This is a genomic window from Herbiconiux sp. SALV-R1 (assembly GCF_013113715.1).
Classification (GTDB): Bacteria; Actinomycetota; Actinomycetes; order Actinomycetales; family Microbacteriaceae; genus Herbiconiux.
Map to the genome: position 1 here is coordinate 2391695 of NZ_CP053344.1, position 22076 is coordinate 2413770.

The 22076-nt window shown below is 70.7% G+C and carries 21 protein-coding genes and 1 tRNA gene; 10 read left to right on the forward strand and 12 right to left on the reverse strand.

Annotated elements, in window-relative coordinates:
- Positions 1–32: 32 nt before the first annotated feature.
- Together HL652_RS11410 and HL652_RS11415 are read left to right on the forward strand one after the other, a co-directional pair.
- On the forward strand, positions 33–1706 hold the full coding sequence (locus tag HL652_RS11410) for an ATP-binding protein (RefSeq protein WP_171705430.1): 1674 nt from the start codon (positions 33–35) through the stop codon (positions 1704–1706).
- Positions 1707–1757: 51 nt separating this feature from the next.
- Entirely contained in the window at positions 1758–2135 is a 378-nt protein-coding gene (locus HL652_RS11415; protein WP_171705431.1) for a hypothetical protein, read from the forward strand.
- 67 nt (positions 2136–2202) lie between these two features.
- Here HL652_RS11415 and HL652_RS11420 read toward each other — a convergent pair.
- Together HL652_RS11420 and HL652_RS11425 are read right to left on the reverse strand one after the other, a co-directional pair.
- Positions 2203–2274 (reverse strand) — tRNA-Gln (locus HL652_RS11420).
- Positions 2275–2358: 84 nt separating this feature from the next.
- On the reverse strand, positions 2359–2820 hold the full coding sequence (locus HL652_RS11425; RefSeq protein ID WP_171705432.1) for an Lrp/AsnC family transcriptional regulator: 462 nt from the start codon (positions 2818–2820) through the stop codon (positions 2359–2361).
- Positions 2821–2925: 105 nt separating this feature from the next.
- Between HL652_RS11425 and HL652_RS11430 the strand changes: the two genes are divergently transcribed.
- A complete protein-coding gene (locus HL652_RS11430; RefSeq protein ID WP_171705433.1) occupies positions 2926–3393 on the forward strand; it encodes a DUF2000 domain-containing protein in 468 nt (155 codons plus the stop codon).
- On the opposite strand, the gene HL652_RS11435 is transcribed toward HL652_RS11430, so the two are convergent.
- The 4 genes from HL652_RS11435 to HL652_RS11450 all read right to left on the reverse strand — a co-directional run bounded on the left by HL652_RS11435 (position 3332) and on the right by HL652_RS11450 (position 8453).
- A complete protein-coding gene (locus tag HL652_RS11435; RefSeq protein WP_171705434.1) occupies positions 3332–5107 on the reverse strand; it encodes a phosphodiester glycosidase family protein in 1776 nt (591 codons plus the stop codon). The two genes, HL652_RS11430 and HL652_RS11435, sit on opposite strands and share 62 nt — an antisense overlap.
- Before the next feature lie 5 nt (positions 5108–5112).
- The gene (locus HL652_RS21960; protein WP_171705435.1) at positions 5113–6858 is read right to left on the reverse strand and encodes a phosphatase PAP2 family protein; all 1746 of its coding nucleotides are present in this window, start codon (positions 6856–6858) and stop codon (positions 5113–5115) included.
- Between the two features lie 210 nt (positions 6859–7068).
- The gene (locus HL652_RS11445) at positions 7069–7893 is read right to left on the reverse strand and encodes a putative glycolipid-binding domain-containing protein (RefSeq protein WP_171705436.1); all 825 of its coding nucleotides are present in this window, start codon (positions 7891–7893) and stop codon (positions 7069–7071) included.
- A gap of 113 nt (positions 7894–8006) precedes the next feature.
- Complete coding sequence (locus HL652_RS11450) at positions 8007–8453, reverse strand: MarR family winged helix-turn-helix transcriptional regulator (protein ID WP_171705437.1); 447 nt, start codon at positions 8451–8453, stop codon at positions 8007–8009.
- A 69-nt stretch (positions 8454–8522) separates the two neighbouring features.
- Here HL652_RS11450 and HL652_RS11455 point away from each other — a divergent pair, with 69 nt between their 5' ends.
- Complete coding sequence (locus tag HL652_RS11455) at positions 8523–8891, forward strand: VOC family protein (protein WP_171705438.1); 369 nt, start codon at positions 8523–8525, stop codon at positions 8889–8891.
- Positions 8892–8995: 104 nt separating this feature from the next.
- On the opposite strand, the gene HL652_RS11460 is transcribed toward HL652_RS11455, so the two are convergent.
- The 3 genes from HL652_RS11460 to gltX form a co-directional block, all read right to left on the reverse strand.
- Entirely contained in the window at positions 8996–9664 is a 669-nt protein-coding gene (locus tag HL652_RS11460; RefSeq protein ID WP_171705439.1) for a DedA family protein, read from the reverse strand.
- Between the two features lie 636 nt (positions 9665–10300).
- Complete coding sequence (locus HL652_RS11465; protein ID WP_253743202.1) at positions 10301–11248, reverse strand: NAD(P)/FAD-dependent oxidoreductase; 948 nt, start codon at positions 11246–11248, stop codon at positions 10301–10303.
- The gene (gltX, locus tag HL652_RS11470; RefSeq protein WP_171705440.1) at positions 11245–12759 is read right to left on the reverse strand and encodes a glutamate--tRNA ligase; all 1515 of its coding nucleotides are present in this window, start codon (positions 12757–12759) and stop codon (positions 11245–11247) included. Before gltX ends, HL652_RS11465 begins: the two co-directional genes overlap by 4 nt.
- 98 nt (positions 12760–12857) lie before the next feature.
- Between gltX and HL652_RS11475 the strand changes: the two genes are divergently transcribed.
- Complete coding sequence (locus tag HL652_RS11475) at positions 12858–13679, forward strand: DUF1206 domain-containing protein (RefSeq protein ID WP_171705441.1); 822 nt, start codon at positions 12858–12860, stop codon at positions 13677–13679.
- A 797-nt stretch (positions 13680–14476) separates the two neighbouring features.
- On the opposite strand, the gene HL652_RS11480 is transcribed toward HL652_RS11475, so the two are convergent.
- From HL652_RS11480 to HL652_RS11490, 3 genes are all read right to left on the reverse strand, one after another.
- Complete coding sequence (locus tag HL652_RS11480) at positions 14477–16057, reverse strand: transporter (protein ID WP_171705442.1); 1581 nt, start codon at positions 16055–16057, stop codon at positions 14477–14479.
- Positions 16039–16800 (reverse strand): ABC transporter ATP-binding protein, encoded by a 762-nt coding sequence (locus HL652_RS11485; protein WP_171705443.1) that lies wholly within the window; start codon positions 16798–16800, stop codon positions 16039–16041. The genes HL652_RS11480 and HL652_RS11485 overlap by 19 nt, the downstream gene beginning before the upstream one ends.
- A 184-nt stretch (positions 16801–16984) precedes the next feature.
- Complete coding sequence (locus tag HL652_RS11490; RefSeq protein WP_171705444.1) at positions 16985–17587, reverse strand: NADPH-dependent FMN reductase; 603 nt, start codon at positions 17585–17587, stop codon at positions 16985–16987.
- A gap of 147 nt (positions 17588–17734) precedes the next feature.
- Between HL652_RS11490 and HL652_RS11495 the strand changes: the two genes are divergently transcribed.
- The 5 genes from HL652_RS11495 to HL652_RS11515 all read left to right on the forward strand — a co-directional run bounded on the left by HL652_RS11495 (position 17735) and on the right by HL652_RS11515 (position 22075).
- A complete protein-coding gene (locus tag HL652_RS11495) occupies positions 17735–18094 on the forward strand; it encodes a winged helix-turn-helix transcriptional regulator (RefSeq protein ID WP_171705445.1) in 360 nt (119 codons plus the stop codon).
- Between the two features lie 133 nt (positions 18095–18227).
- Complete coding sequence (locus tag HL652_RS11500) at positions 18228–18605, forward strand: hypothetical protein (RefSeq protein ID WP_171705446.1); 378 nt, start codon at positions 18228–18230, stop codon at positions 18603–18605.
- 454 nt (positions 18606–19059) lie between these two features.
- Entirely contained in the window at positions 19060–19836 is a 777-nt protein-coding gene (locus HL652_RS11505; protein ID WP_171705447.1) for a VOC family protein, read from the forward strand.
- 97 nt (positions 19837–19933) lie between these two features.
- Entirely contained in the window at positions 19934–21034 is a 1101-nt protein-coding gene (locus HL652_RS11510) for a BMP family lipoprotein (RefSeq protein WP_171705448.1), read from the forward strand.
- Positions 21035–21136: 102 nt separating this feature from the next.
- The gene (locus HL652_RS11515) at positions 21137–22075 is read left to right on the forward strand and encodes a nucleoside hydrolase (protein ID WP_171705449.1); all 939 of its coding nucleotides are present in this window, start codon (positions 21137–21139) and stop codon (positions 22073–22075) included.
- Position 22076: the final 1 nt, after the last annotated feature.

Here is a 22076-nt window from a genome sequence, read left to right on the forward strand (position 1 = left end):
GTGCGACGGAGACGCGGCAGCGAGGGGGAATCGTGCCGCTGCTCGAGGTGGGGACGCGTCCGCGAGGGCGGCTGAAGGTCTTCATCCGCGCACAGCTGCCCCTGCTCGTCGGCACGGTGTTCGTGGTGGCGCTGACGGCGCTGCCCATCCCGGTCGACGTCGGTTCGCCGTTGTTGCTCAGTGGGCTGGCGGTCGTGCTCGCCGCCTCGGTGCTGGTGCTCGCGGTGCCGTGGGAGCGGCTGCCCGCCATCGCGATGATCGGTGTTCCCCTGCTCGACGTCGTGGGGGTCGCGCTCATCCGCGCCGAGCTGCTCCCCGTGCTGCCGTCGGCGGGCATGCTGTCGATCTTCCCGGTGCTGTGGCTCGCCTTCGCGTTCGGGCGGCGAGGCATCGTGGTGGCCGTTCTCGCGACGGTGTTCATCACGAGCTTCCCGTTCGTGTACCGTCACGACGCACCCGACGACCTCCTCGACTGGGCGAACGTCGTCACCCTTCCTGTGCTCATCGTGGGCGTCGCGCTCGTGGTGAACTTCGCATCCGCTCAGCTGCGACGCAGTCGCCGGCGGCTGGTCGAGGCGAACGAGGCGCTCACGGAGGCGCTCGCCCGCTCGCAGGACGAGGCACTGCTGTCGCGGGCCATCCTCGACACGGTCAGCACGGGGGTGGCGTTCTTCGACGCATCGAACCGGCTGACGCTGTCGAACCGGCACGCCCAGGAGTTCGCGTCCCTGGTCGGCTTCGAGCTCGGCAGGCCGCCGTACTCGGGCGACCGGGTGCTGAGCGCCGACCGCAGCTCGCCGATCCCGCCCGACGAGCAGATCGTGCCTCGGGCGCTGCGCGGCGAGACGCTCGTCGACCATGTGGAGTGGGTGGGGCCGCCCGATCGGCAGCGGGCGATCGTCGCGTCGTCGTCGCGGGTGCGGCGTGCCGACGGGGAACTCCTGGGCACGGTGATCGTGGCGTACGACATCACGGAGCTGGCGCACGCGATCGAGATCCGCGAGGAGTTCCTCAGCACGGTGAGCCACGAGCTGCGCACCCCCCTGACCAACGTGACGGGGTATCTCGAGCTGCTGGCCGACGCGCTCGAAGCGCCCGGGGCGCCGGGCCCGGTCGACCCTGCGGCGCGCGGCTACCTCGACGTGGTGGCCCGCAACGCCGAGCTGCTGCGCCGGCGCATCGACGAACTGCTCGCCGCCACCGAGTCGACGCTGCCGCCCGTGAAGCGACCCACGAACCTCACCGAGCTGCTGCGCGGGGCGGCGTCGGCGGCGCGACGGGTGGCCGACGCGAAGGAGCAGACCGTCGAGCTGCGCCAGCACACCGACGCGGAGTGCGTCATCGACCTCGACCCCGAGCGCATCGCGCGGGCGCTCCGCGAGGTCGTCGACAACGCCGTGAAGTTCAGTGCGCCCGGCACCACCATCGGCATCTCCCACGACTGCGCCGACGGACGCGCCACCATCTCCATCACCGACCAGGGCGTCGGCATGGGCCGAGCCGAGCAGACCCGCATCTTCGACCGCTTCTACCGCACCCCCTACGCCCGCCGCCACGCCGTGCAGGGCTTCGGCCTCGGCCTCACCCTCGCCCGCAGCATCATCGCCTCCCACGACGGCAGCATCGCCGTGCAGAGCGACCCCGCCTCGGGCACCACCATGACGATCACCCTCCCCCACGCGGCGCCGCGCGGATCAACCGGTTGATAGACGGGCGGAGGCATTGAGGCAACCAGCCCGTGCGGTTAGCGTCGTCTCATGGGGGACGTCTCGCGGCGCGCGGTCATCGGTTCGGTGTGGGCAGTGCCGGTGGTGATGGCCGCAGCCGCAGCGCCGGCGGCGGCCGCGTCGACCACCGCGAGCACCGTCATCACGGTGGCGAGCGCCTACCAGGTGACGGATGCGGGCGGCACCCGCTACGCGATCGTCGCCGGCGAGGTCACCCGCACGACGAACCCGCCGACACCGGTCACCGACACGGTGGTCACCTTGCTGCTCTCCCCCTCCGGCGACAACCCCACGTACCTCACCGGCGACACCGGCCAGTTCGTCTTCGTGCGCGTCGTCCCGTCCCGCCAGTCGACCTACCAGCTCACCACCGACGACGGCACGACCACCGGCACCGTCTCCATCTGATCCCCGCGCCGGGGAACGAAAAAGGCGACGGGTACGAAAAAGGCCCTCCGGGGAGGGCCTTTGAATGCTGGGGTACCTGGACTCGAACCAAGAACAACGGTACCAGAAACCGCCGTGTTGCCAATTACACCATACCCCACTGGCCTCTGCCGCAGCGCGGGCCGACGATTACTCTAACCCATCCTGGCGCTCCCGCCAAAAGCGTGTCGCATCGGTGCGAAGTTCAGGGCCCGAGCGGGTCGACGCGGCGCTTGCGAAGGTGTTCGTAGACCACAGAGGTGCGCACGTCGGCGACCTCGGGGCGTTCGGTGAGGCGGTCGATGACGAAGGCGTAGAGACTGTCGTTGTCGGCGACGGCGACGTGGATGAGGAAGTCCTCCGTACCCGAGGTCACGAACACTCCGATGGTGTCGGGCAGCGCCGCCACCCAGTTGCGGAACCCCTCGATGTTGCGCCGCGACGGCGGACGAATGCGCACCGCGATCATCGCCTGCACCGGCCGACCGATCGCCGGGAGGTCGACGTCGAGGGTGGCGCCGCGAATGACCCCACGGTCACGCAGCGCCCGCGTGCGATCGAGCGCCGTCGTCGGCGACACCCCCACGGCCGCGGCGATGTCGCGGTTGGTGCGCCGTGCATCCGTCTGCAGTTCGCGGAGGATCGCCGTATCAAGTTCGTCGAGCATCCGCCGTTTAGCTCCCTCGTCGCATTAAGTACGGGCTGTTTTTGCCTGCTTCGACAGTATGCCTAATCTCGACCCGAGTTTCCGAACGACAGACAAGGAGATCGCGTGTCGATCGATGTTCCCGCCTACGCCCCCGACGAGATCGTCACCGGCGAGTCGACCCGCGCCTCGCGGCTGAAGTGGGTGGTCGTCGTCGACTCCGAGCTGCCGCCCGGGCGCCTCGCGAATGCCGTCGCGTGCGTGGCCGCGGCGACGGGCGAGGCCATCGCGGGCCTCCTCGGCCCGGGCGGCGACGACGCGGCCGGCGCCCACCACCCGGGGCTGCCCTGGGCCGGCTGCACCGTGCTCGGCGCCACTGCCGAGCGGATGCGCACCGTGCGCGAGAAGGCAGTCGCCGCTGAGGGTGTGTGGCTCGCCGACATGCCGCTGGCCGCCCAGACCACCCGCGTGTACGACGACTACCTCGCCATGCTCGGCGCGACCGGCCCTGAGGCGCTCGAGGTGTCGGCGCTCAGTCTCGTGGGGCCCCGCGCGACGGTCGACTCCATCGTGAAGAAGCTGCGGTTGCTCTGACGGGCGACGGGAGGGGCCCATGCGTGCGGAGGCGCAGGCGCCTCGCGGCGAGGAGGCCGACGCCGAGCACCAGCATCAGCGCCCCGATCGCGAGATCGAGCGTCGGTGCGGGGGCGCCCGTCGCCGCGAGTCCCTCCCCGCCTGCGGCGGGAGGGGCGGGTACGGGTGCGGGGGCCGGAGTGGGATCGGGCGTCGGTGTCGGCGTCGGCGGCTCCGCGGGCACGAAGACCAGCGCGTCTCCCACGAAGCGCTGGTTCGAGCATCCGTTCGGGTAGTTGTTCTCGCCCGTCTGCACGGTGACGACCGTCGCGCCCGGCCCGCAGGGGTTCTCGGGGTCGGGCGTGCCGGGGAGCCGGGCGGCGAGCGTGCTCGAACCGCCCCCGTCGAAGAGCACGGCCGAGTCGACGCCCGCGGCGAGCATCACCGCCTGCGCCTCGGCGCCCGTGACGCCCGACGACCAGCCGGGCACGTCGTCGACCACCACGACCGTCACCTGCGTTCCGGTGCTGTCGAGGCCGAGGAGGGTCTCGGCGTTGCGGGAAGTCGACCTCGGCACGTAGTAGCCGGAGAGGTCGGTGGGCTGTCCGTTCAGGAGGAGCGGTGCCGGCGCACCGATGAGCGTCGTGATGGTGGGGTCGGAGAGCGCCCCCGCGGCGGTGAACGCGGTGCCCGGGGTGAGCTCGGTGGCGAGCCAGTCGGCCGTGGCCGACCCGCCACCGCCCTCCGGCCACGACGACACCAGCGCCACCTCTCCGTCGGGCAGCGCCGGGATGCTGCCGAGACTCTCGCGCGAGACCCCGGTCACGACGTACGAGTCGGGGCCCACAGCCGCGTCGCGACGCGCGCTCACGAGGATGGGCTGCTCGATCGCGTAGTCGGAGTTCGCGGTGCCGTACGGGCTGTCGGCGAGCACGACGTCACCCATGTCGGGCGTCAGGAGGGTGACCCCGCTCGCCTCGATCGGCCCGGTCATGAGCGCCTTCGGGCAACTCGGCTGGGTGGCGGCGACGCCGAGGGCGTTGATGCCGTCGAGCGGGATGCTCGATCCGTTCGCGGCGATCGTTCCGCTGAAGGTGACGCTGCCGATCGAGAGGTGCCCGTCGGCGTGCACGGCGAGCGCGACGTTGAGCGCCGGGTCGGCGGGCGGGCTCTTCACGATCCTCCCGTTCGAGACCAGTCCGCCGCAGATCTGGCCCGAGAAGGTCTCGGGCACGGAGCCCGTGCCGGCAGCCGGACCCTTGTCGTTGTCGAAGAACCCGCCGTTGATGCCGAGCAACGCGCCCGTTCGATCGACCATCGACGACACCGGCTCGTTCGGCACGACCCCGTCGAGCCCGGCCTGGAAGATCGTGTCGTTGCTCGCCACCACCGCGGGCGCCACGGATGCGGTGCCCAGGTCGAGCGTCGCCACGTGCGCCACCGTGGGGAGGGTCGTGCCCTCGGGGTCGGTGAGGCACGAGAGCACGACCCCGGTGGCGAGGCCGACGGGGGTGGTGGGGCAGTCGGCGGGGGTCGGAGTGACGGGGGTGGGGCTCGGGCTGGGGCTCGTGCTCCGGCTGGGACTGGAGTCCGCTTTCGCGGTCGCGCTGAGGGCGGCGGCGGGCGAAGGTGACAGCGACCACGCGGGAGCCGTGCCCGAGAGGAGCAGGAAGCCGCAGAGGAGGGCGGCCCCGGCGGCAGGGGCGAGCCGGACTCGGCGACGCTCGGAGCGCATCCGTGTCACCGTCGCCGCTCGGAGGGGTGGGCGGAGTCGCTGTCGGGCGAGTCACCGTCGGTGGAGGGGACGGAGGCGCGGGCCGTGGCGAGGCGGCGCCGCGAGCCGAGGAGGGCGGCGAGGGCGGCGGCGACGCCGGCGGTGAGAGCGGCGAGGGCCCAGCCGAGGGGAACGATCGTGCCGGAGCCGGTGTCGGCGAGTGACGGCGAGCCCGGGGTCGGCTGCGGGCCCGCGGTCGGCACCGGAGTCGGAGTCGGGGTCGGGGTCGGCACGGGCAGCACGGTCGCCGCGCCGCCGACGGCGACCACCGTCACGCTGCCGTCGGCGTTCAGCTGCACGGTGGCGCTCGTGGCCGCGGCGAGGTCGACGCGTTGCCACGAGCCGTTTCCGGTCGGGGTGGTGTCGAGGGCGTAGCCCGACGCGATCTCGGTCTGCGCGATCACCGAGGCACGCTGCTCATCGCTGAGCCCGGGGAACGTCGTGAGCAGCAGGTTCTCCGCCCCGGCGGGCACGGCGGGTGCCAGGCCGGTTTCGCCGGGAGGCGCGAAGGCGTAGGTCATGCGCTCCTCGTAGACCGTCACAGCGGAGGCGCGGTCGGTGACGATCTGCGCCGTTCCGCCCGGCATCGCGCTGCCGCCGTAGGGGTCGTTCGTGTACGGGTCGCCCTCGGCGGCGCAGGCGGCGATGGTGTCGCCGCACTGCTGCTCGAGGTAGGAGCGCAGCTCGGCGGTCGCGGGCAGGATGCTGTCGGCCACGAAGTCGGGGCTCGACCAGAGTGCCGCGATGGAGGCGTGCCCGCTGATGCGCCCGCCCATGATGTCGAGGGGCGAGTGCACCCCCAGCACGAGCCGGTCGTTGCCGTTCTCGGAGGCCCGCGCGAGGATCTCGGGCGCGAGCTCAGGCAACATCGTCGCCAGCGTCACACCGGCCTGATAGGCCGTCGTGGTGTGGCCGCTCGGGAAGCTGCCCGAGGTGCAGAGTCCCTCGTAATCGCCGTCGAGCTCGACGTCGGCCGCAGTGAACTCGTGCGTGTCGTCGAGCTGGGGGGCGACCCGCACGATGTCGAGGTCGCCCTCGGCGTTCGCGTACGGCTTGCCCACGCGGTTCGCCTGCAACGACGCCGCGTTCACGGTCGCGGGGTCGCACGGTCCCGGTTCGGATGCTCCCTGCTGGCTCGGCAGGAACGGTCGCGGAAAGCTGTAGGCCTCCTTGGCCGCCTCTGTCGAGACGAACGCCCCGGCCGACCCGTCGGTGCTCGACAGCAGCGCGCTGGTGAGGGGCAGCGCCCCGCTCTGACGGCCCTGCACGTAGAGCGGACCGAGCACCGACCCGAGCCCGGTGGAGATGGTGATCGACTGATCGTAGCCGTCGGGGCTCAGGCCGTACTGCGCATCCTGGAGGGCCGCGAACTGCTGGGCGGGGGTGGCGTGGGTGTTGATCCACGAGACCTGCTGGTCGTTGGTGGCCAAGACCTCGGCGTCGACCACGTCGCCATGCAACGGGTAGTCGGCGTCGGGGGTCCAGAAGTCGGTGAACCCGTCGAGGAGGGTGACGAGGTCGGGCTGCGGCGGGAGGGGGGCGGCTGCCGGGGCGGCGGTTGCCGGGGCGGCGGCGGCGAGCGCCGCCGAGGGTGCGGGTGCAGTGGTGGCGGGCGTGGCTGCTGCTGCCGCCGACCCTGCCCCGGGCGCCGCGGCGAGCGCGAGGGAGGCGAGCACGGCCGCCCCGGTGATTCCAGCCTTCGATCGCTTCATCGCGCATCCCCCTGCTCGTCGCACCGTCGTCCCGGTACCACGCTCAGAGTAGAGCCCACGGGGATCGGGCGCGACCCCCTCTGCCCGACGGGTCGCGACGTGTGACGACCAAAACCGCAAGGATTCGTGACACCAGGGCCGTATAGGGCTCGGTCTTCGAAATCCTTGCGGTTTCGAACCGCCACACACCGCTTCTGGGAGCGGGTCGGGTCAGCCGCGCTCCTCGCCGCTCGACGACGACGGGTCGGCGACGGCACGGAGCGCCCTGCGCACCGTCGCACGCTGCGCGACGACCCGGGCGGTGTCGCCCTCGGCACCGAAGCCGGTGTCGGGAACCGGATCGAGGCCGGTCGCCGTGCCGCCCACCACGGTGAGACGAGCGAGCACCCGCGCCTCGTCACTCTCGCGGCCACCTGCGCGAACCGGAGCGGAACCGTGCTCACCCGACGCAGCCACCGCATCCGCTCGCCGTCGCGGATCGTAGCCGAGGCGGCGGAACAGGCCCGGGTACTCGAGCACGAAGCCGTCGTCGTCGACCTCGACGTCGCGCACGAAGTCGCTGTCGAGCGATTCGTAGCGGTAGACGTTCGGCTCGACGCGGGTGTAGCGCTGGGGGTCGGGCGTGACGTGCAGGGACGGGACGTCGATGTAGGCGGTGACGATGTCGCGCGACTCCCCCACCTCGAGGTCGAGGCGGCGCACCGGGAGCGTGTTGCTGAACGGCGTCGCGCTGATGTCGACGTCGATCGCCCCGTCGAGTTCGGGGAGCGGTTCGCCGTCGTCGCCGACCCAGCGCGAGTCGGGCGTGACGTGCAGGTCGAGGCTGCGGTGAGAGAGCGTGTCGGCGACGCTCACGAAGCGCGTTCGCCACGCGGCGTCGCACTCGACCCGATAGAAGATCTCGAACCGCTCGGGGTCGTGGGCGATGACGTGGCCGACGGCGGTGCATCCGCTCGGGTCGATGGTGACTGCGACGTCGTCGTGCCCGGTTCCGGATGCGTCGAGCCAGGTGAATCCGCGTGCTCGGTCGTGCATGTGGTGCGGGCTCCTCTCCTGCGGGACGGTGTGCGTGAAGGAACATACTCCACCTCGGCGGCGGGCGGGAGAGCTCGTCGGGGCATGCGCGTCGGAAGGGATGCGCTGCCGCACTACCCGGAGCGCAGCGACGTGGTCATGGAGTGCAGGATGCGGAAGGCCGTGCGCTGGTCGTCGGCGGTGAGGCCGGCGAGCATCCGTCGTTCGACGTCGCGCACTGCCGAGCTCGCCTTCGCGAGCTGACGGCGGCCGTGGGCGGTGAGGCGGGCGGGAAGCACCTTGCCCACGCGATCCGCCTCGGGGCGGGTGACGGATCCGTCGCGCTCGAGCGCCTGCAGGAGCACGTTCATCGACTGCCGCGTGACGAAGACGCCGCGGGCGAGGTCGGAGTTCGAGAGTCCGGGGCGCTGGGCCAGCAGTTCGAGGCAGGAGTAGTGGGTGACTGTCATGTCGAGGGGCCGCAGCACGTCTTCCATGGCGGCGCGCAGGGCGCTCGAGGCCTCCTTGAGGAGGTAGCCGAGGGAGGTGTCGAGGTCGATGACAGCGGGGTCTTGACTCATGTCAGTATTCTGACATACTTGCTCGTGCGGTGTCAGATAACTGACATCTCTGACTGAATGGAGAACCCCATGCCCGTCACCGGACCCGACTTCGTCTCGCTCCAAGTACGCGACCTCGACGCCTCCCAGGCGTTCTACGAGCAGCACCTCGGACTCGTGCGCTCGCAGGCCGGCCCGCCGCACGCCGTGGTGTTCGAGACCGCGCCGATCGCGTTCGCCCTGCGTTCGGAGATTCCGGGGACGAACCTCGGCGCCGCACCTCAGCCCGGTGTGGGGGTGGCGCTGTGGATGCTCGCCACCGGCGTCGACGACATTCACGCGGATCTTGTCGCCGCCGGAGTGCGCATCGTGGCGGAGCCCCTCGACGGGCCCTTCGGCCGCACCTTCACGTTCGCCGACCCCGACGGGTACCACGTCACGCTGCACGACCGGGGGTGAGCGGGCGCGCGCTGGCGCGCGGGGCGGGGCGGGGTGCGCGGCGCGCGCTCGCGCGGGTGATGCGGGTGCGGGGGCGGGACGCGCGTCGCGCTCACGCGCGAGGGTCAGTCGTCGGTGTCGACGGGGTGAGTGGCGTCGGCGCGGCGGGCGCGGGAGCGTTGGCGGAGGTAGGCGATGACGGCGGAGACGACCGTCACGACGACGAGGCCGATGAGCACCCATTCCATGTACCGTTCGACCACCGCAGCGACTTCGGGGATGGAGCCGAGCGCGTATCCGATGCCGATGATGAGGCTCGACCAGAGTGCGGCACCGAGCGCGTTGTACCCGATGAAGTGCGAATACTTCATCTTGCCGACGCCCGCAGCGACCGGGGCGAAGGTGCGCACGACCGCCACGAAACGCGCGATCGTCACCGCCCAGCCGCCGAAGCGGTCGAAGAAGCGCTGGGTGCGGTCGACGTTCTTGCGGCTGAAGAAGCCGGAGTCGCGGCGTTCGAAGATCGAAGGTCCGGCGCGGCGGCCGATGACGAACCCGAGCTGATCGCCGGCGAAGGCGGCGAGCGCGACCGCGGCGACGACGAGAGCGATCGGGACGGGGATGGCACCGGTGTAGGTGAGCAGTCCCGTGAAGAAGAGGAGGGTGTCGCCCGGGAGGAAGAACCCGATCAACAGCCCCGTCTCGGCGAACACGATCGCGCACACGATGAGCAGCCCCCACACCCCCGCGCCTTGAATGGCAGCCTCGACACCGAACAGATCCGCAGGAGCCATGCCTGCGACCCTACGCCCCTCCCCCGCCGGAGCGCCGCGCTGCCGCCGCCGAACTCGATGGAACTTCGGGCCCCTCGCGAAAACGGATGGAGCCTCGGCGGCGTGTCGGCGCCGGACCCCATCGAGTTTAGGCTCCCCCGCAAGGCGCGCGTCGAGGGCGGGTGGGCGCTCGTCGCCACCGATCGGCGTGGAGCGCGACAATGCCGACACGAAACTCGATGGACATCCGCTCGCCTCGCCGAAACCGATGGACTCTCGGCGGCGGAGTCCACCGAGTTCGGGCGACCCTCAAGGTGCTCACAGCAGATGGGCGCTCGGCGCCCCAGAGCGGCATGGAGCGCGACGAGGCCGGCACGAAACTGGATGGAACCTCGGCCCCCTCGCGAAAACGGATGGACTCTTGGCGGCGTGTCGGCGGCGGAGTCCATCGAGTTCGGCGGCTGACGCGCGGGACGAGGCCCGCCGGCGCACTCGGCGGTTGCCGCGGCAGCGGCTACGGCTGCTGGTACAGCGGCCGCAGCCGAGGTGGCAGCCGCGGCGGCAGTTGCCGCAGCTGAGGTGGCAGCCGCGGCAGCACCAGCGGCAGCGGCTACCGCGACGGCGGCCGCAGCTGCCGCGGCTGCCACGGGCGGCCCGTTACAGGGGGCCGAGGAGGTGGCGGTTGACGGCGGCGGCGACGCGGGCGCCGGCTCCGGCGGCGACGATGAGTTGCTGGGGGCCGGGGGGTGTGATGTCGCCGGCGGCGAAGAGGCCCTCGATCGAGGTGGCGCCGCGGGAGTCGACGATGACGTAGCCGTCGGCGTCTCGGTCGAGCTCGGGGTCGAGCGACTCGGCGAAGGGCAACGGTACCGACCAGAGCGGGCGCACGAAGCCGCCCTCGCGCTCGACGGTGGTGCCGTCGGCGAGGACGACGCCGGTGAGGCCCGAGCGGTCGCCGACGACGTCGGCGAGCTCGCGCCGTTCGACGTCGATGCCGCGGGCGGCGAGGCCCGCCTCCTCGGCGTCGGTGATGACGTCGGCTCCGCCGGTAAAGACGATGAGGTCGTCGCTCACCTGCGAGATGAGCAGGGCGCGCTCGGCGAGATCGGGCGTCGAGCCGATGAGGGCGAGCGGCTTGCCGCTCTTCTCGAACGCGTCGCACTCGATACAGCTGTGAAGGCTCGTGCCGTAGTAGGCACGGATGCTCGGCAACGCCGGCAGCGTCTCGGCCAGCCCGCTCGCGAGCACCACCACGGAAGCGGTGACCTCGCGGTCGGCTGACCCGCGCACGCCGCGCGAGGAGAGGCTGAAGACGCCGGACTCAGCATCGCGCTGCAGCGAGCCGACGAGACCCTGGTGGAACTCGGCGGTCGGGTAACCCGCGAACTCCTCGCGACCCAAGGCGCGCAGCTCAAGCGGCGAGACGCCATCGCGCGTGAGGAAGCCGTGCGAGACCAGTGTGGCGGAGTGCCTCGGCCGGTTGCTGTCGAGGATGAGCACGCGTCGCCTCGCCCGCACCAGGTTCAGCCCGACCGACAACCCGGCCGGCCCACCCCCGATGATGACGACGTCGTAATGCTCGCCACCCGCCTCCACGCCGCTCACCGCGCGTTCGCCAGACGGACGAGCCGCGCCACGGTCTCCTCCTTGCCGAGGATCTCCATCGACTCGAACAGGGGCGGCGAAATCCGCCGCCCCGACAGTGCGACCCGCAGCGGCCCGTAGGCCACCCGCGGCTTGAGCCCGAGCCCGTCGATGAGCCCGGCCGACAGAGCGCTCTGGATCGACTCCGCGTTCCACTCCGACACCGGCACCTCCTGGAGAGCGCCGATCGCGGCCGCCAGCACGACGCCGGCGTTCTCGGGGAGGGAGCCCACCGCATCCGGTGCGTAGTCGATCGACTCACTGGTGACGAAGAACGAGGCGAGCAGCTCGGGGGCCTCACCGAGCAGCGCCATGCGCGTCTGCACGAGAGGCGCCACCGCCGCGAGCACCTCCGACTGCGCCGGCGTGAGCGGGGAAGTGACGATGCCCGCCGCCTCGAGATAGGGCACGAGGCGCGACGCGAAGTCGGTGACCGAGAGCATGCGGATGTGGTCGCCGTCGATCGACTCCGCCTTCTTGAGGTCGAACCGCGCCGGGTTCGGCAGCACGTCGACGACGTCGAACGCGGCGACCATCTCGTCGAGCGTGAAGACGTCGCGGTCGGCGGCGAGCGACCAGCCCAGCAGGGCCAGGTAGTTCACGAGCCCCTCGGGGATGAAACCGCGGTCGCGGTGGTGGAACAGGTTCGACTCGGGGTCGCGCTTCGAGAGCTTCTTGTTGCCCTCGCCCATGACGTAGGGCAAGTGCCCGAAGCGGGGGACGAAGGTGGTGACCCCGATGTCGATGAGCGCGTGGTACAGCGCGATCTGCCGGGGCGTCGACGAGAGCAGGTCTTCGCCGCGCAGCACGTGCGTGATGCCCATGAGCGCGTCGTCGACCGGGTTCACCAGGGTGTAGAGCGGATGCCCGTTGGGCCGCACGATGACGAAGTCGGTGAACGAACCGGCCGGGAAGGTGATCTCGCCCCGCACGAGGTCATCGAAGGAGAGGTCGGTGTCGGGAACGCGCAGGCGGAGCGCGGGCTCGCGGCCCTCAGCGCGGAAGGCGGCCTTCTGCTCCTCGGTGAGGTCGCGGTCGAAGTTGTCGTAGCCGAGCTGCTTGGCGCGGCCGGCCGCCTCGTTGCGCGCGTCGATCTCCTCGGCGTTGGAGAAGCTCTCGTAGACGTGACCCGACTCGAGCAGGCGGGCGATCACGTCACGGTAGATGTCGTAGCGCTCCGACTGCCGGTAGGGGGCGTGCGGGCCGCCCTTGTTCACCCCTTCGTCCCAGTCGAGGCCGAGCCAGGTGAGCGCGTCGATGATCTGCTCGTAGCTCTCTTCGGAGTCGCGCTGAGCATCCGTGTCTTCGATGCGGAAGACGAGCTTGCCGCCCGTGTGCCGCGCGTAGGCCCAGTTGAACAGGGCGGTGCGCACGAGGCCGACGTGGGGCGTGCCGGTGGGTGAGGGGCAGAACCGGACGCGCACGTCGGTGCCGGTGGCGGTGGAGAACGGATGCGGTGAAGTTGCGCTCATGACCCGCCAATTCTAGGGGGCCGAGGCGGGTACCCGCCGGGAGAGTGGCTGCCTGTGGAGGGAATGCCGCCTGTGGAGAAGGGTGGCACGCTGGGTGGATGGCGAACGCGAAGACCGCGGTGCGCGAGGCCGGCGACAGCCCCGTGTTCCAGGTCGTGGCGCGCTCGGGTTTTGCCGTGAACGGGCTCATCCACCTCATCATCGGCTGCATCGCGATCGGCGTGGCGGTGAGCGGGGGGCGGGGAGGCGAAGCCGACCCGACGGGCGCCCTGAAGGGCATCGCGCAGACGCCCGGCGGGTTCCTCGTGCTCTGGATCGCCCTGGTGTGCCTGTTCGCGCTCGGGCTGTGGCAGGTGGCCAGGGCCATCCTGGTGCCGCGCGGCGGGAGTGATGCGAAAGACAGGATGGTGCGCTGGGGCAGGCGGGTGACCGAGGCCGGCAAGTCGCTGGTGTACTTCGCGCTCGGCGCGACGACGCTCTCCGTGGCGCTCGGCAGCCGGGCCAGCTCGTCGGAGTCGGCGACCGATGCCAGTGCGCAGCTGCTCGCCTCACCGGGTGGCGTGTTCCTGCTCGTGGGTATCGGGCTCGCGTTCGCCGGCACGGGTATCGGGTTCGTGTCGATCGGTGTGCGGCGCACCTTCCGCAAGCTGATCGTCGTTCCCGACGGGGCATGGGGTACGGCCGTGACGGTGCTCGGGCTCATCGGCTACATCGCCAAGGGGTTCGCGCTCGGCGTGGTGGGCGTGCTGCTGCTCGTCGCCGCGTTCGCCCTCGACCCCGGCAGGGCGACCGGCCTCGACGGCGCCCTCAAGTCGCTCGTCGCCCTCCCGTTCGGCTTCGCCCTCCTCATCGCCGTCGGCCTCGGCCTCATCGCCTACGGCCTCTACCTCATCGCCCGCACCCGCCTCGCCCGCTTCTGATCGGTGGCCTGTCGGGACCGCAGTGGCGGAGACGGCGCGGATCAGGCCCCTGTATGAGCCGGCCTACCGGAACGGAGACAACAAACCGGCTGGAATTCACGATTGCCGAGTTCCGGCCGTTCGTGTTCAGTTCATTCAGGCGGTGGTCGACGCACACCGCGGCGATGTGCGTGTCGTGCACGCTGGCGCCACGGACAAGCCACGACTGAGCAGTCGGTCGAGTGTCATCGCGTGACCCGTAGTTTTCGCCAGCAGGCGAAATGTGGTCGACTGCATCCAGGCCGCGACCTGCACGGGCCGGGCCTGACGGGCCACGCACACCGGATACACGTGGGTTCGTCACGAAGGCCGAGGACTCAGTTACGCGCCCACAGAAATCACCCTCGGCGACCTCGCGCAAGTGCGTCGATACCGCCGGAAGGTGCAAGGAGTCAGCGAGGAACGCACAGATCAGCACTCTCGTGTCGATCGCACGCATCGAGGTCAGCGATCGCTGTAGGACGCCAGCACGAGCTCGCCTAACCCGCCGGGTCGCGTCTCGATCTCCTGCGCATCGACCCCTACGTTCGACCACCCCTAGACGGCCACGTCGGGTAGCCGAAATGCCTGGGCACAACGTTGCTCAGTCGTCTCCACGGGCCAAGTGTAGACGTCGAAGCGGCCATGATCAGAGCATATGTCAGTTAATGATGAGAGATGCGTGGAAGCGATCGCCGCAGCCGCGCAGCCGCAGCCCACCGCCAGTGCCGCCGCCGCAGCCCCGCTGCAGCCGCAGCAGCCGCCGCCGGGACGACCGCCTACGCGCTCCGCAGCATCTTGAGGCGCGCCAGCAGCGCGGGCCCGCGCTGGTCGAGCAACCGCCCGCCGACGCGCAGCCCGATGGCGAGGAACACCGCGCCCAGCACGACCCCCACGGCCAGCGTCAGCCACCCGAACAACTCCGACGACAGCACCAGACTGAGCACCGCGAGCACGACCGCGGGCAGCAGCAGCGCGAGCGACACCCCCCAGGTGGCGAAGCCGCTCAGCATCGTGGTGAACCCGGCGCCGGGCGCCGACTTGAAGGGGTTGTCGCCCGCCTGCGGCACGGGCACGACGATGAGCGCCGAGGAGACGCTCACCACCGCGAACCCGCCGAGCAGCGCCGCCGCGTCGAGCCCGAGCAGCATCGGCAGCGACGCCCACGACGAGGTGACCCCGGCGGTCACCAGCGTGGCCACGAGCACCACGGGCACCGCGATCACCGACACGGCGAGCAGCCGCCCCACCCGGTCGGCGCTCCCCTTCACCCCGTCGGCGAGGTGCGTGGCGAACGCGGTGCCGTCGTAGGAGATGTCGGTGTAGAGCGCGAGCGAGAGGAAGAACGCGATGAGCGGCCCGCACAGGTTGAGCAGCACCGGGTTACCCATGTTGGCTCCGTAGAACCACAGGAACACGGGAACGAGCGGCACCACGATGAGCTGCCGCGCGTAGCGCGGGTCGCGCCGCCAATAGGTGAGGCAACGAGCCGCGACGGCCCCCGTCGGCGTGGCCGGGAACAGCTGGAACAGCCCCGTCTTGCCGCGGGCGACGCGACGGGAAGCGGATGCGGGCGGCGTCACGAGCGCGACCGCCAGCGCCCGGCGCCAGATCACCACGAGCAGCGCGAGCGTCGCGAGAGCGATCAGCAGCTTGGCCACCGCGGCGAGCCAGTCGTTCGCCGCCACGTCGACCGGCACCGCCCAGGCCGCGCCGAGCGGCGACCAGGCGAGGCCGCGGGCGAGCTCGGGCAGCGCATCCGCCGACGACGCGAGCCCTCGGGTGAGCCCCACGATGATGGGCCCGATGAGGATGATCGGGATGAAGATGAGCACACCGCCCAACTCCCGGAAGCGTCGGTTCGACTGCAGGCTCGACGACAACGCGGCCACCGTGCGGGAGCCGACGACGCAGATGAGCAGCCCGAGAAGGCCCGCCGGCACGGCGACGATGGCGGCCAGGGGCGCGTGGGTGATCCACGGCAAGAAGGTGGCGACGGCGACGATGCCCGTCACCATGCCGGGCACCCCGAGCACGCCGGCGAGCGTGAGGCCGACGAGCAGCTGCTTCATCGACAGCGGGAACACCACGAGCCGGGCGGGGTCGAGCGTCTGCTCGACGCCGAAGGCGACGAGGGGCACGACGATCCAGCCGAGCACGAGCGCAGAGCCCGCCAGCACCAGCACCGTCGAGATGAGCTCGACCGGCGCGAAGTTGAGGAAGAACAGGCCGGCCAGGGCGCCGAACAGCACCCCGAGACCGTAGAGCCCGCCGATGATGACGGCGACCAGCTGCCAGGGGCTGCGCTTGAACGAGTTGCGCAGTACCAGGAAGCGGAGCTTTACGAGCGACGCAACCATTCCGGCCCCTCTGCGTGGGTGCGGCCTCCGACGAGGTCGACGAAACGGTCTTCGAGCGTGGAGCCGGCGCGCACCTCGTCGACGGTGCCGGCGACCAGCACCTTGCCGTGGGCGACGACGGCGACGTGGTCGCACATGCGTTGCACCAGGTCCATCACGTGGCTCGACACGATGACCGTGCCGCCGCCCTGCACGTAGCCGGTGAGGATGTCGCGGATGTTCGCCGCCGACACCGGGTCGACCGACTCGAACGGCTCGTCGAGCACGAGCAGCTTGGGCGCGTGCACGAGGGCGCAGGCCAGCGCGATCTTCTTCGTCATGCCGGCGGAGTAGTCGACGACGAGGGTTCCGGCCGCCGACTCGAGGTCGAGCAGCTTCAGCAGGTCGCCGGTGCGCTCGGCGACCTCGGCGCGGTCGAGTCCGAACAGCAGGCCGTTGTAGGTGACGAGCTGCTCGCCGGTGAGCCGGTCGAACAGCTTCACACCGTCGGAGAGGTTGCCGACGAGCGCCTTGGCCTTGAGCGGCTCGCGCCACATGTCGACGCCGTGGATGAGCGACTGCCCGGCATCGGGGTGCAGCAGGCCCGTCGCCATGGACAGCGTGGTGGTCTTGCCCGCGCCGTTCGGGCCGACGAGCCCGTAGAACGAGCCGACGGGCACGGTGAGGCTGAGGTCGTCGACCGCCACCTTCTGCCCGAAGACCTTGCGCAGCCCCGTCAGCTGCAGGGCGGGTTGATCGGACATGCGCGTCCCCTCACGTGTCGTGTTCCGAGTGCGGCCGGGCGGCACGGATGCGTGACGCGGCCCCCTCAACCCTGCCGGTCGCATCCCGATGCGACAAGCCGACCCTCCGGCGTCGCGGAGAACACCGCGATGTCGGAGGGCCGGTTGAGGGCGGCGACGAGCGCCGCAAGGCGACGGATGCGCGTCAGGCCGCGACCTCGGCCCCGACCTCCCCGACCTCCTCGACCGCGGGGGCGTGCAGCGGCTCGAGCGCCTTCGACCAGGCCACGAGCTGGTCGAGCATGGTGTCGACCTGCGGCAGCAGGTGCTCGCCCGGGGTGAAGACGGAGAAGTTCTCGAACTCGGTGATGAGCGAGATGGCGACCTGCGCCCGCACGGTGGCCAACTGCAGCTCAGAGGCGATGAGGCGCAGGTGCTCGACCGCACGAGCCCCGCCGACGCCGCCGTAGCTCACGAACGCCGCCGCCTTGTTGTTCCACTCCTTGTAGAGGTAGTCGAGCGCGTTCTTCAGCACGCCCGAGGTCGAGTGGTTGTACTCGGGGGTGACGAACACGAAGCCGTCGAACTCGTCGATCTTCGCCGACCAGGCCTTGGTGTGGTCGTTCTGGTAGACGCCCCAGGCTGCCGATCCGGGCTCGTCGAGGTGGGGCAGCGGGTAGTCGGCGAGGTCGATGAGCTCGAACTGGGCGTCGCTGCGGCGCTGGGCGATCTCGAGCACCCACTTCGCGACGGCCTCGCCGTTGCGTCCGGGTCGGGTGCTGCCGAGGATGATGCCGATCTTGGTCATGGTGATTCCTTCAAGGGGTCATGTGAGTGGGAACGTCTTGCGCCCGTGGCGCGTTGCCTCTGCATGAACGCCGTCGCGGCGGGAAAAATCCCTCCCGCGACCACGCACTTTGAAGTGCCTCACGCACACGGAAGGACGTAACGCGCGATGACCGACCTCTGCGAGGCGACCCCCTCGATGCGCACGATCGTGCGCGACCTGCTCAGCCTCACAAGCGACCGGTGGTCGATGGCCGTGGTGCGGGCGCTCTCGAAGGGTCCGCTGCGGTTCACCCGCCTCATGGCCGAGATCGAGGGGGTGTCGCACCGGATGCTCACCAGGACTCTCCGAGGCCTCGAACGAGATGGCCTGGTCGCCCGCACGAGCTACCCCGAGTCGCCCCCGCGGGTCGAGTACCGGCTGACGGAGCTCGGCCGCTCCTTCGACGAGCCGGTGAGCGCCTTCGTCGAGTGGGCGCACGAGCACCGCGACGAGATCGAGCGCAGCCGCGAGCGCTTCGACGCCTGACCCGACCGCGGGCGACGCGGCGAGACCGCGGGCGACGCGGCGTGACGGCGAGCGGCGGCGCGCGCATCCGCTAAAGTTCTGAGTGACTCGTGTGCTGCCTCCCGGCACGCCTGACGACGAAGGAGCGATCGACGTGACTGCTGTGGTGTGGCCCGAAGCGCCGGTGAAAGAGCTGAACAAGAAGGTCGCCGGCGGCATCTTCGTGCTGTTCTGGCTGATCGCGCTCGCGCTCTGGATCATCGCCCCCAACATCGCCGACCCGCGCCTCGGCGCCTACGTCATCGACACCGGTCTGGTGTTCGCCTCGGTCGGCTTCGCCGCGCCGCAGATGTTCTCCCGCCGCGCCTTCGGCGCCGTGCTCGCCGCGGCCTTCCTCGCGCTCGGCCTGTTCGCGCTCGGCGACTTCCTCGAGATCACGGCGCTCAGCTACTTCCTGCGCATCTTCGTGCCCTTCATCGCCCTGCTCTCGGCCCTCTACGCCGCCGCCGGCAAGCTGAAGGTCTGGTACTGAGCTAGTCTGCGACGCCGCTCCTCGCGCGGCGTCGGGCGACGTGTGGTTCGAAATCGCAAACGTCGCGGCAGCCGAGCCCCTCACCGGGCCGGAGGCCGCGACGTGTGCGTTTTCGAACGGCCCTGTGACGAAACCGAATCGTGCGCGGCGCGAAACACGCCCGTCACACGGCTGCCCTAGCGTCGAAGCCATGAGGATCGCGCACGAATCGGAGGGCTTCTGCCCCTGGTTCTGCCTGCGCCGCCAGAGCGGCCACCACAACACCTCTGTCTTCTCCTTCAACTCCTGACCGCGCCCCGCGTCGGGGCACCCGTCTGCCCTCCGGCGGCCGACGGCTCCGTCGCGCCCCCGTCGAACCGAACCGCGCCTTCGCGTCGGTGACGGTTTCGCGTGTCTGCAGTGAGCATCCGCTCGTCTCCCCCGTGGGAGTCGGGCGACGAACGAGGAGTTCCCCATGCGTCTCGACGACGTCTGCATCGTCAACAGCGATGTCACCGCGAGCGACGACTTCTACCGTGAAGGCGTCGGACTCGAACGACGGATGCGCAACGTGCGCTTCGCCGATTTCCTCCCGGGCACAGGCCCCCGGCTGGCGATGTGGCTGCGGCCGAGCATCGCCGAGACCGTCGGGCCGAGCTACCCCGCCGCCCCGGGTCTGCCGTTCCGGGTGACCCTGGCGCTGCGGGATGCGGCGGCGGTGGATGCTGCTGCCGGGCGCATCGCGGGCGCGGTGCGGCTGCCGGGCACGGGGGCGGGGGCGGCTCCGCGGGCGGTGGTGACCGATCCGGATGGTTTCGTGACGGTGCTCACCGCACCAGGAGACCCGGCGACCGGCCCGGGCATCACCGCGGTCGAACTCGCGGTCTCCGACGTCGGCCGCACCGCGGACTTTCTCGAGCGCATGGGCTTCGTGCGCCGGGGAGACGCGTCGGACTCCCGGGTCGACTTCGACGGCGGCGACGTGCTGCTCGCCGTGCTGGCCGCCTCGACCGTCTCACCGGAGGCCGTGGGCGAACCCGACACCTTCACGCGCTCGGGCGGGCACCTCATGCTCGCTGTCGAACTCGACTCCGGCGAGCGCGTCGACGAGCTCCACGCCGAACTCAAGGCGCGAGGCCTGGTCGACTCCGGGCCGCCCGCCGTCTACGAGTGGGGCGCTCGGTCGTCGTACTTCGTCGACCCCGACGGTTACATCTGGGAGATCTATGCCTGGGTCGAGACCCCACGCTGAGCCTCCGCTCCCCCGTTTTCCCCTTCCGCACCACCGACCCACCCCGCACCACCCACCCCTCCCGCACCACCCGACCCTCCACGACAAGGAGCACCTCATGTCCCTCCCCACCTCCACCCGACGCCTGCTCACCACGGCGGCCCTCGCCACGGCGGGCGCCCTCGCCTTCACCGGGTGCGCCTCGGCGCCCAGCGACGCCTCCGACGCGACGGGCGCTGCCGGCGCGACCACAGCATCCGGTGACTTCCTGCCCTGCATCGTCTCCGACGAGGGCGGCTTCGACGACCAGTCGTTCAACCAGCTGGGCCTCGAGGGTGTGACGATGGCGGCGGATGCGCTCGGCACGAAGCACATCGACGTGCAGTCGCAGACCGAGAGCGACTATGCGCCGAACATCCAGAGCCTGGTCGACCAGGGCTGCACCACGATCGTCACCATGGGGTACCTCCTGGCGGCGGCCACCGAGGAGGCGGCAGCGGCGGCCCCCGACGTGCACTTCATCATGATCGACGACGCCACCATCTCCGCCGACAACGTGAAGGGGGTGGTGTGGGACACCTCGCAGGCCGGGTTCCTCGTGGGCTACGCTTCGGCGAGCTACTCGAAGACGGGCAAGGTCGGAACCTACGGTGGCGCGCAGATCCCGCCGGTGACGCTCTACATGGACGGCTTCGCGCGCGGTGTGCAGTACTACAACGAGCAGAAGGGCACCGACGTGCAGGTGATCGGCTGGAACCCCGACACCCAGGAGGGGCAGTTCACCGGCAACTTCAGCGACATCAACGCGGCGAAGGTGCTGTCGCAGGGCATCCTCGACCAGGGTGTGGACGTGATCACGCCGGTCGGCGGGCCGATCTACCAGGGTGCGGCGCAGGCCATCCGCGAGTCGTCGAAGCCGGTCGCGCTCGTCGGCGTCGACACCGACATGTACCTCTCCGACCCGGAGTACGACGACATCTGGTTCACCTCGATCGCGCGTGACATGCCGAAGTCGATCTCCGAGGTCATCCAGGCCTCGGCATCGGGCGAGTTCGACAACGAGACCTACGTCGGAACCCTCGAGAACGGCGGCGTGCTGATGAGCCCGTTCCACGACTTCGAGTCGAAGGTCGCGCCCGAGCTGCAGGGCGAGCTCGACGACATCCAGGCCGCGATCATCGCGGGCGACCTCACCATCGACACCCCCTCCGCCCCGTAACCCACCCCGGCCTCGATCGAGCCGTCACGATCCGCCCCAAGAACCCGTTCAGAGGGCGGATCGTGACGGCTCGAGGGGGCGGGCCCACCCCGAAAGGCACGCATGCGCGAGCTCATCTGCATCACCGACCCGGGGCAGGAGCAGGCCGTCGCACTGATGACGATCTTCGCCTCGCCCGACGACTTCCGCGTGCTCGGCATCATCGCGAGTGCGGGCAACACCACGCTCGACAACACCGTCGAGAACGTGTTCAAGGTGCTCGAACTCGTCGGCGTCGACGACGTGCCCGTCTACAAGGGCGTGCCCCGGCCGCTGCTGCGCCCCCTCGTCACCGCCGCCCATGTGCACGGCGAGACCGGGCTCGACGGCTACGACTTCCCGCCGGTGCGCGGCCGGGCCGAGGAGGAGTCGGGCGTGGCCGCGCTCATCCGTCTGCTCCGGGCCGCCGAACCGCGCTCGGTCACCATCGCCCAGTTCTCGAGCATGACCACGCTCGCCGTCGCCCTCACCGAGGCACCCGACATCGCCGACCGCATCGCCGAGATCGTCATGATGGCGGGCGCCTACTTCGAGGTGGGCAACATCACCCCCGCCGCCGAGTTCAACATCTACGTCGACCCGCACGCCGCGGCGATCGTGCTCGGTTCCGGCGTGCCGATCGTCATGCTCCCGCTCGACGTCACCCACCAGCTGCGCAACACCCGCGCCCGCCTCGACGCCTTCTCGGCGACCGGCACCGAGTGCGGCAGGGCGGCGGATGCTCTGCTCACCTTCTCGGAGACCTTCGACCTCGCGAAGTACGGCTGGGACGGCGCCCCGCTGCACGGCCCCGTCGTGCCCCTCTACCTGCTGCGGCCGGAGCTCTTCCACGGCCGCCTGATCAACGCGCGCGTCGAGACCGGCAGCGAGCTCACGATGGGCATGCTCGTCGCCGACTACTGGCAGATCACCGACCTTCCGCGGAACCTCTTCTACGCGCGGGACGTCGACGCCGACCCGTTCTACGCGGAGCTCACCGCCCGCCTCGCCCGGCTACGCTGAA

Bases quoted from the DNA above. Each gene is read 5' to 3' on its own strand.
- HL652_RS11480 (WP_171705442.1), bottom strand. From the start codon at position 16,057: ATGGTTGCGTCGCTCGTAAAGCTCCGCTTCCTGGTACTGCGCAACTCG.
- HL652_RS11495 (WP_171705445.1), top strand. From the start codon at position 17,735: ATGACCGACCTCTGCGAGGCGACCCCCTCGATGCGCACGATCGTGCGC.
- HL652_RS11445 (WP_171705436.1), bottom strand. From the start codon at position 7,893: ATGCACGACCGAGCACGCGGATTCACCTGGCTCGACGCATCCGGAACC.
- HL652_RS11505 (WP_171705447.1), top strand. From the start codon at position 19,060: ATGCGTCTCGACGACGTCTGCATCGTCAACAGCGATGTCACCGCGAGC.
- HL652_RS11490 (WP_171705444.1), bottom strand. From the start codon at position 17,587: ATGACCAAGATCGGCATCATCCTCGGCAGCACCCGACCCGGACGCAAC.
- HL652_RS11455 (WP_171705438.1), top strand. From the start codon at position 8,523: ATGCCCGTCACCGGACCCGACTTCGTCTCGCTCCAAGTACGCGACCTC.
- HL652_RS11415 (WP_171705431.1), top strand. From the start codon at position 1,758: ATGGGGGACGTCTCGCGGCGCGCGGTCATCGGTTCGGTGTGGGCAGTG.
- HL652_RS11425 (WP_171705432.1), bottom strand. From the start codon at position 2,820: ATGCTCGACGAACTTGATACGGCGATCCTCCGCGAACTGCAGACGGAT.
- HL652_RS11475 (WP_171705441.1), top strand. From the start codon at position 12,858: ATGGCGAACGCGAAGACCGCGGTGCGCGAGGCCGGCGACAGCCCCGTG.
- HL652_RS11450 (WP_171705437.1), bottom strand. From the start codon at position 8,453: ATGAGTCAAGACCCCGCTGTCATCGACCTCGACACCTCCCTCGGCTAC.
- HL652_RS11510 (WP_171705448.1), top strand. From the start codon at position 19,934: ATGTCCCTCCCCACCTCCACCCGACGCCTGCTCACCACGGCGGCCCTC.
- HL652_RS11515 (WP_171705449.1), top strand. From the start codon at position 21,137: ATGCGCGAGCTCATCTGCATCACCGACCCGGGGCAGGAGCAGGCCGTC.
- HL652_RS11435 (WP_171705434.1), bottom strand. From the start codon at position 5,107: ATGCGCTCCGAGCGTCGCCGAGTCCGGCTCGCCCCTGCCGCCGGGGCC.
- HL652_RS21960 (WP_171705435.1), bottom strand. From the start codon at position 6,858: ATGAAGCGATCGAAGGCTGGAATCACCGGGGCGGCCGTGCTCGCCTCC.
- HL652_RS11460 (WP_171705439.1), bottom strand. From the start codon at position 9,664: ATGGCTCCTGCGGATCTGTTCGGTGTCGAGGCTGCCATTCAAGGCGCG.
- HL652_RS11485 (WP_171705443.1), bottom strand. From the start codon at position 16,800: ATGTCCGATCAACCCGCCCTGCAGCTGACGGGGCTGCGCAAGGTCTTC.
- gltX (WP_171705440.1), bottom strand. From the start codon at position 12,759: ATGAGCGCAACTTCACCGCATCCGTTCTCCACCGCCACCGGCACCGAC.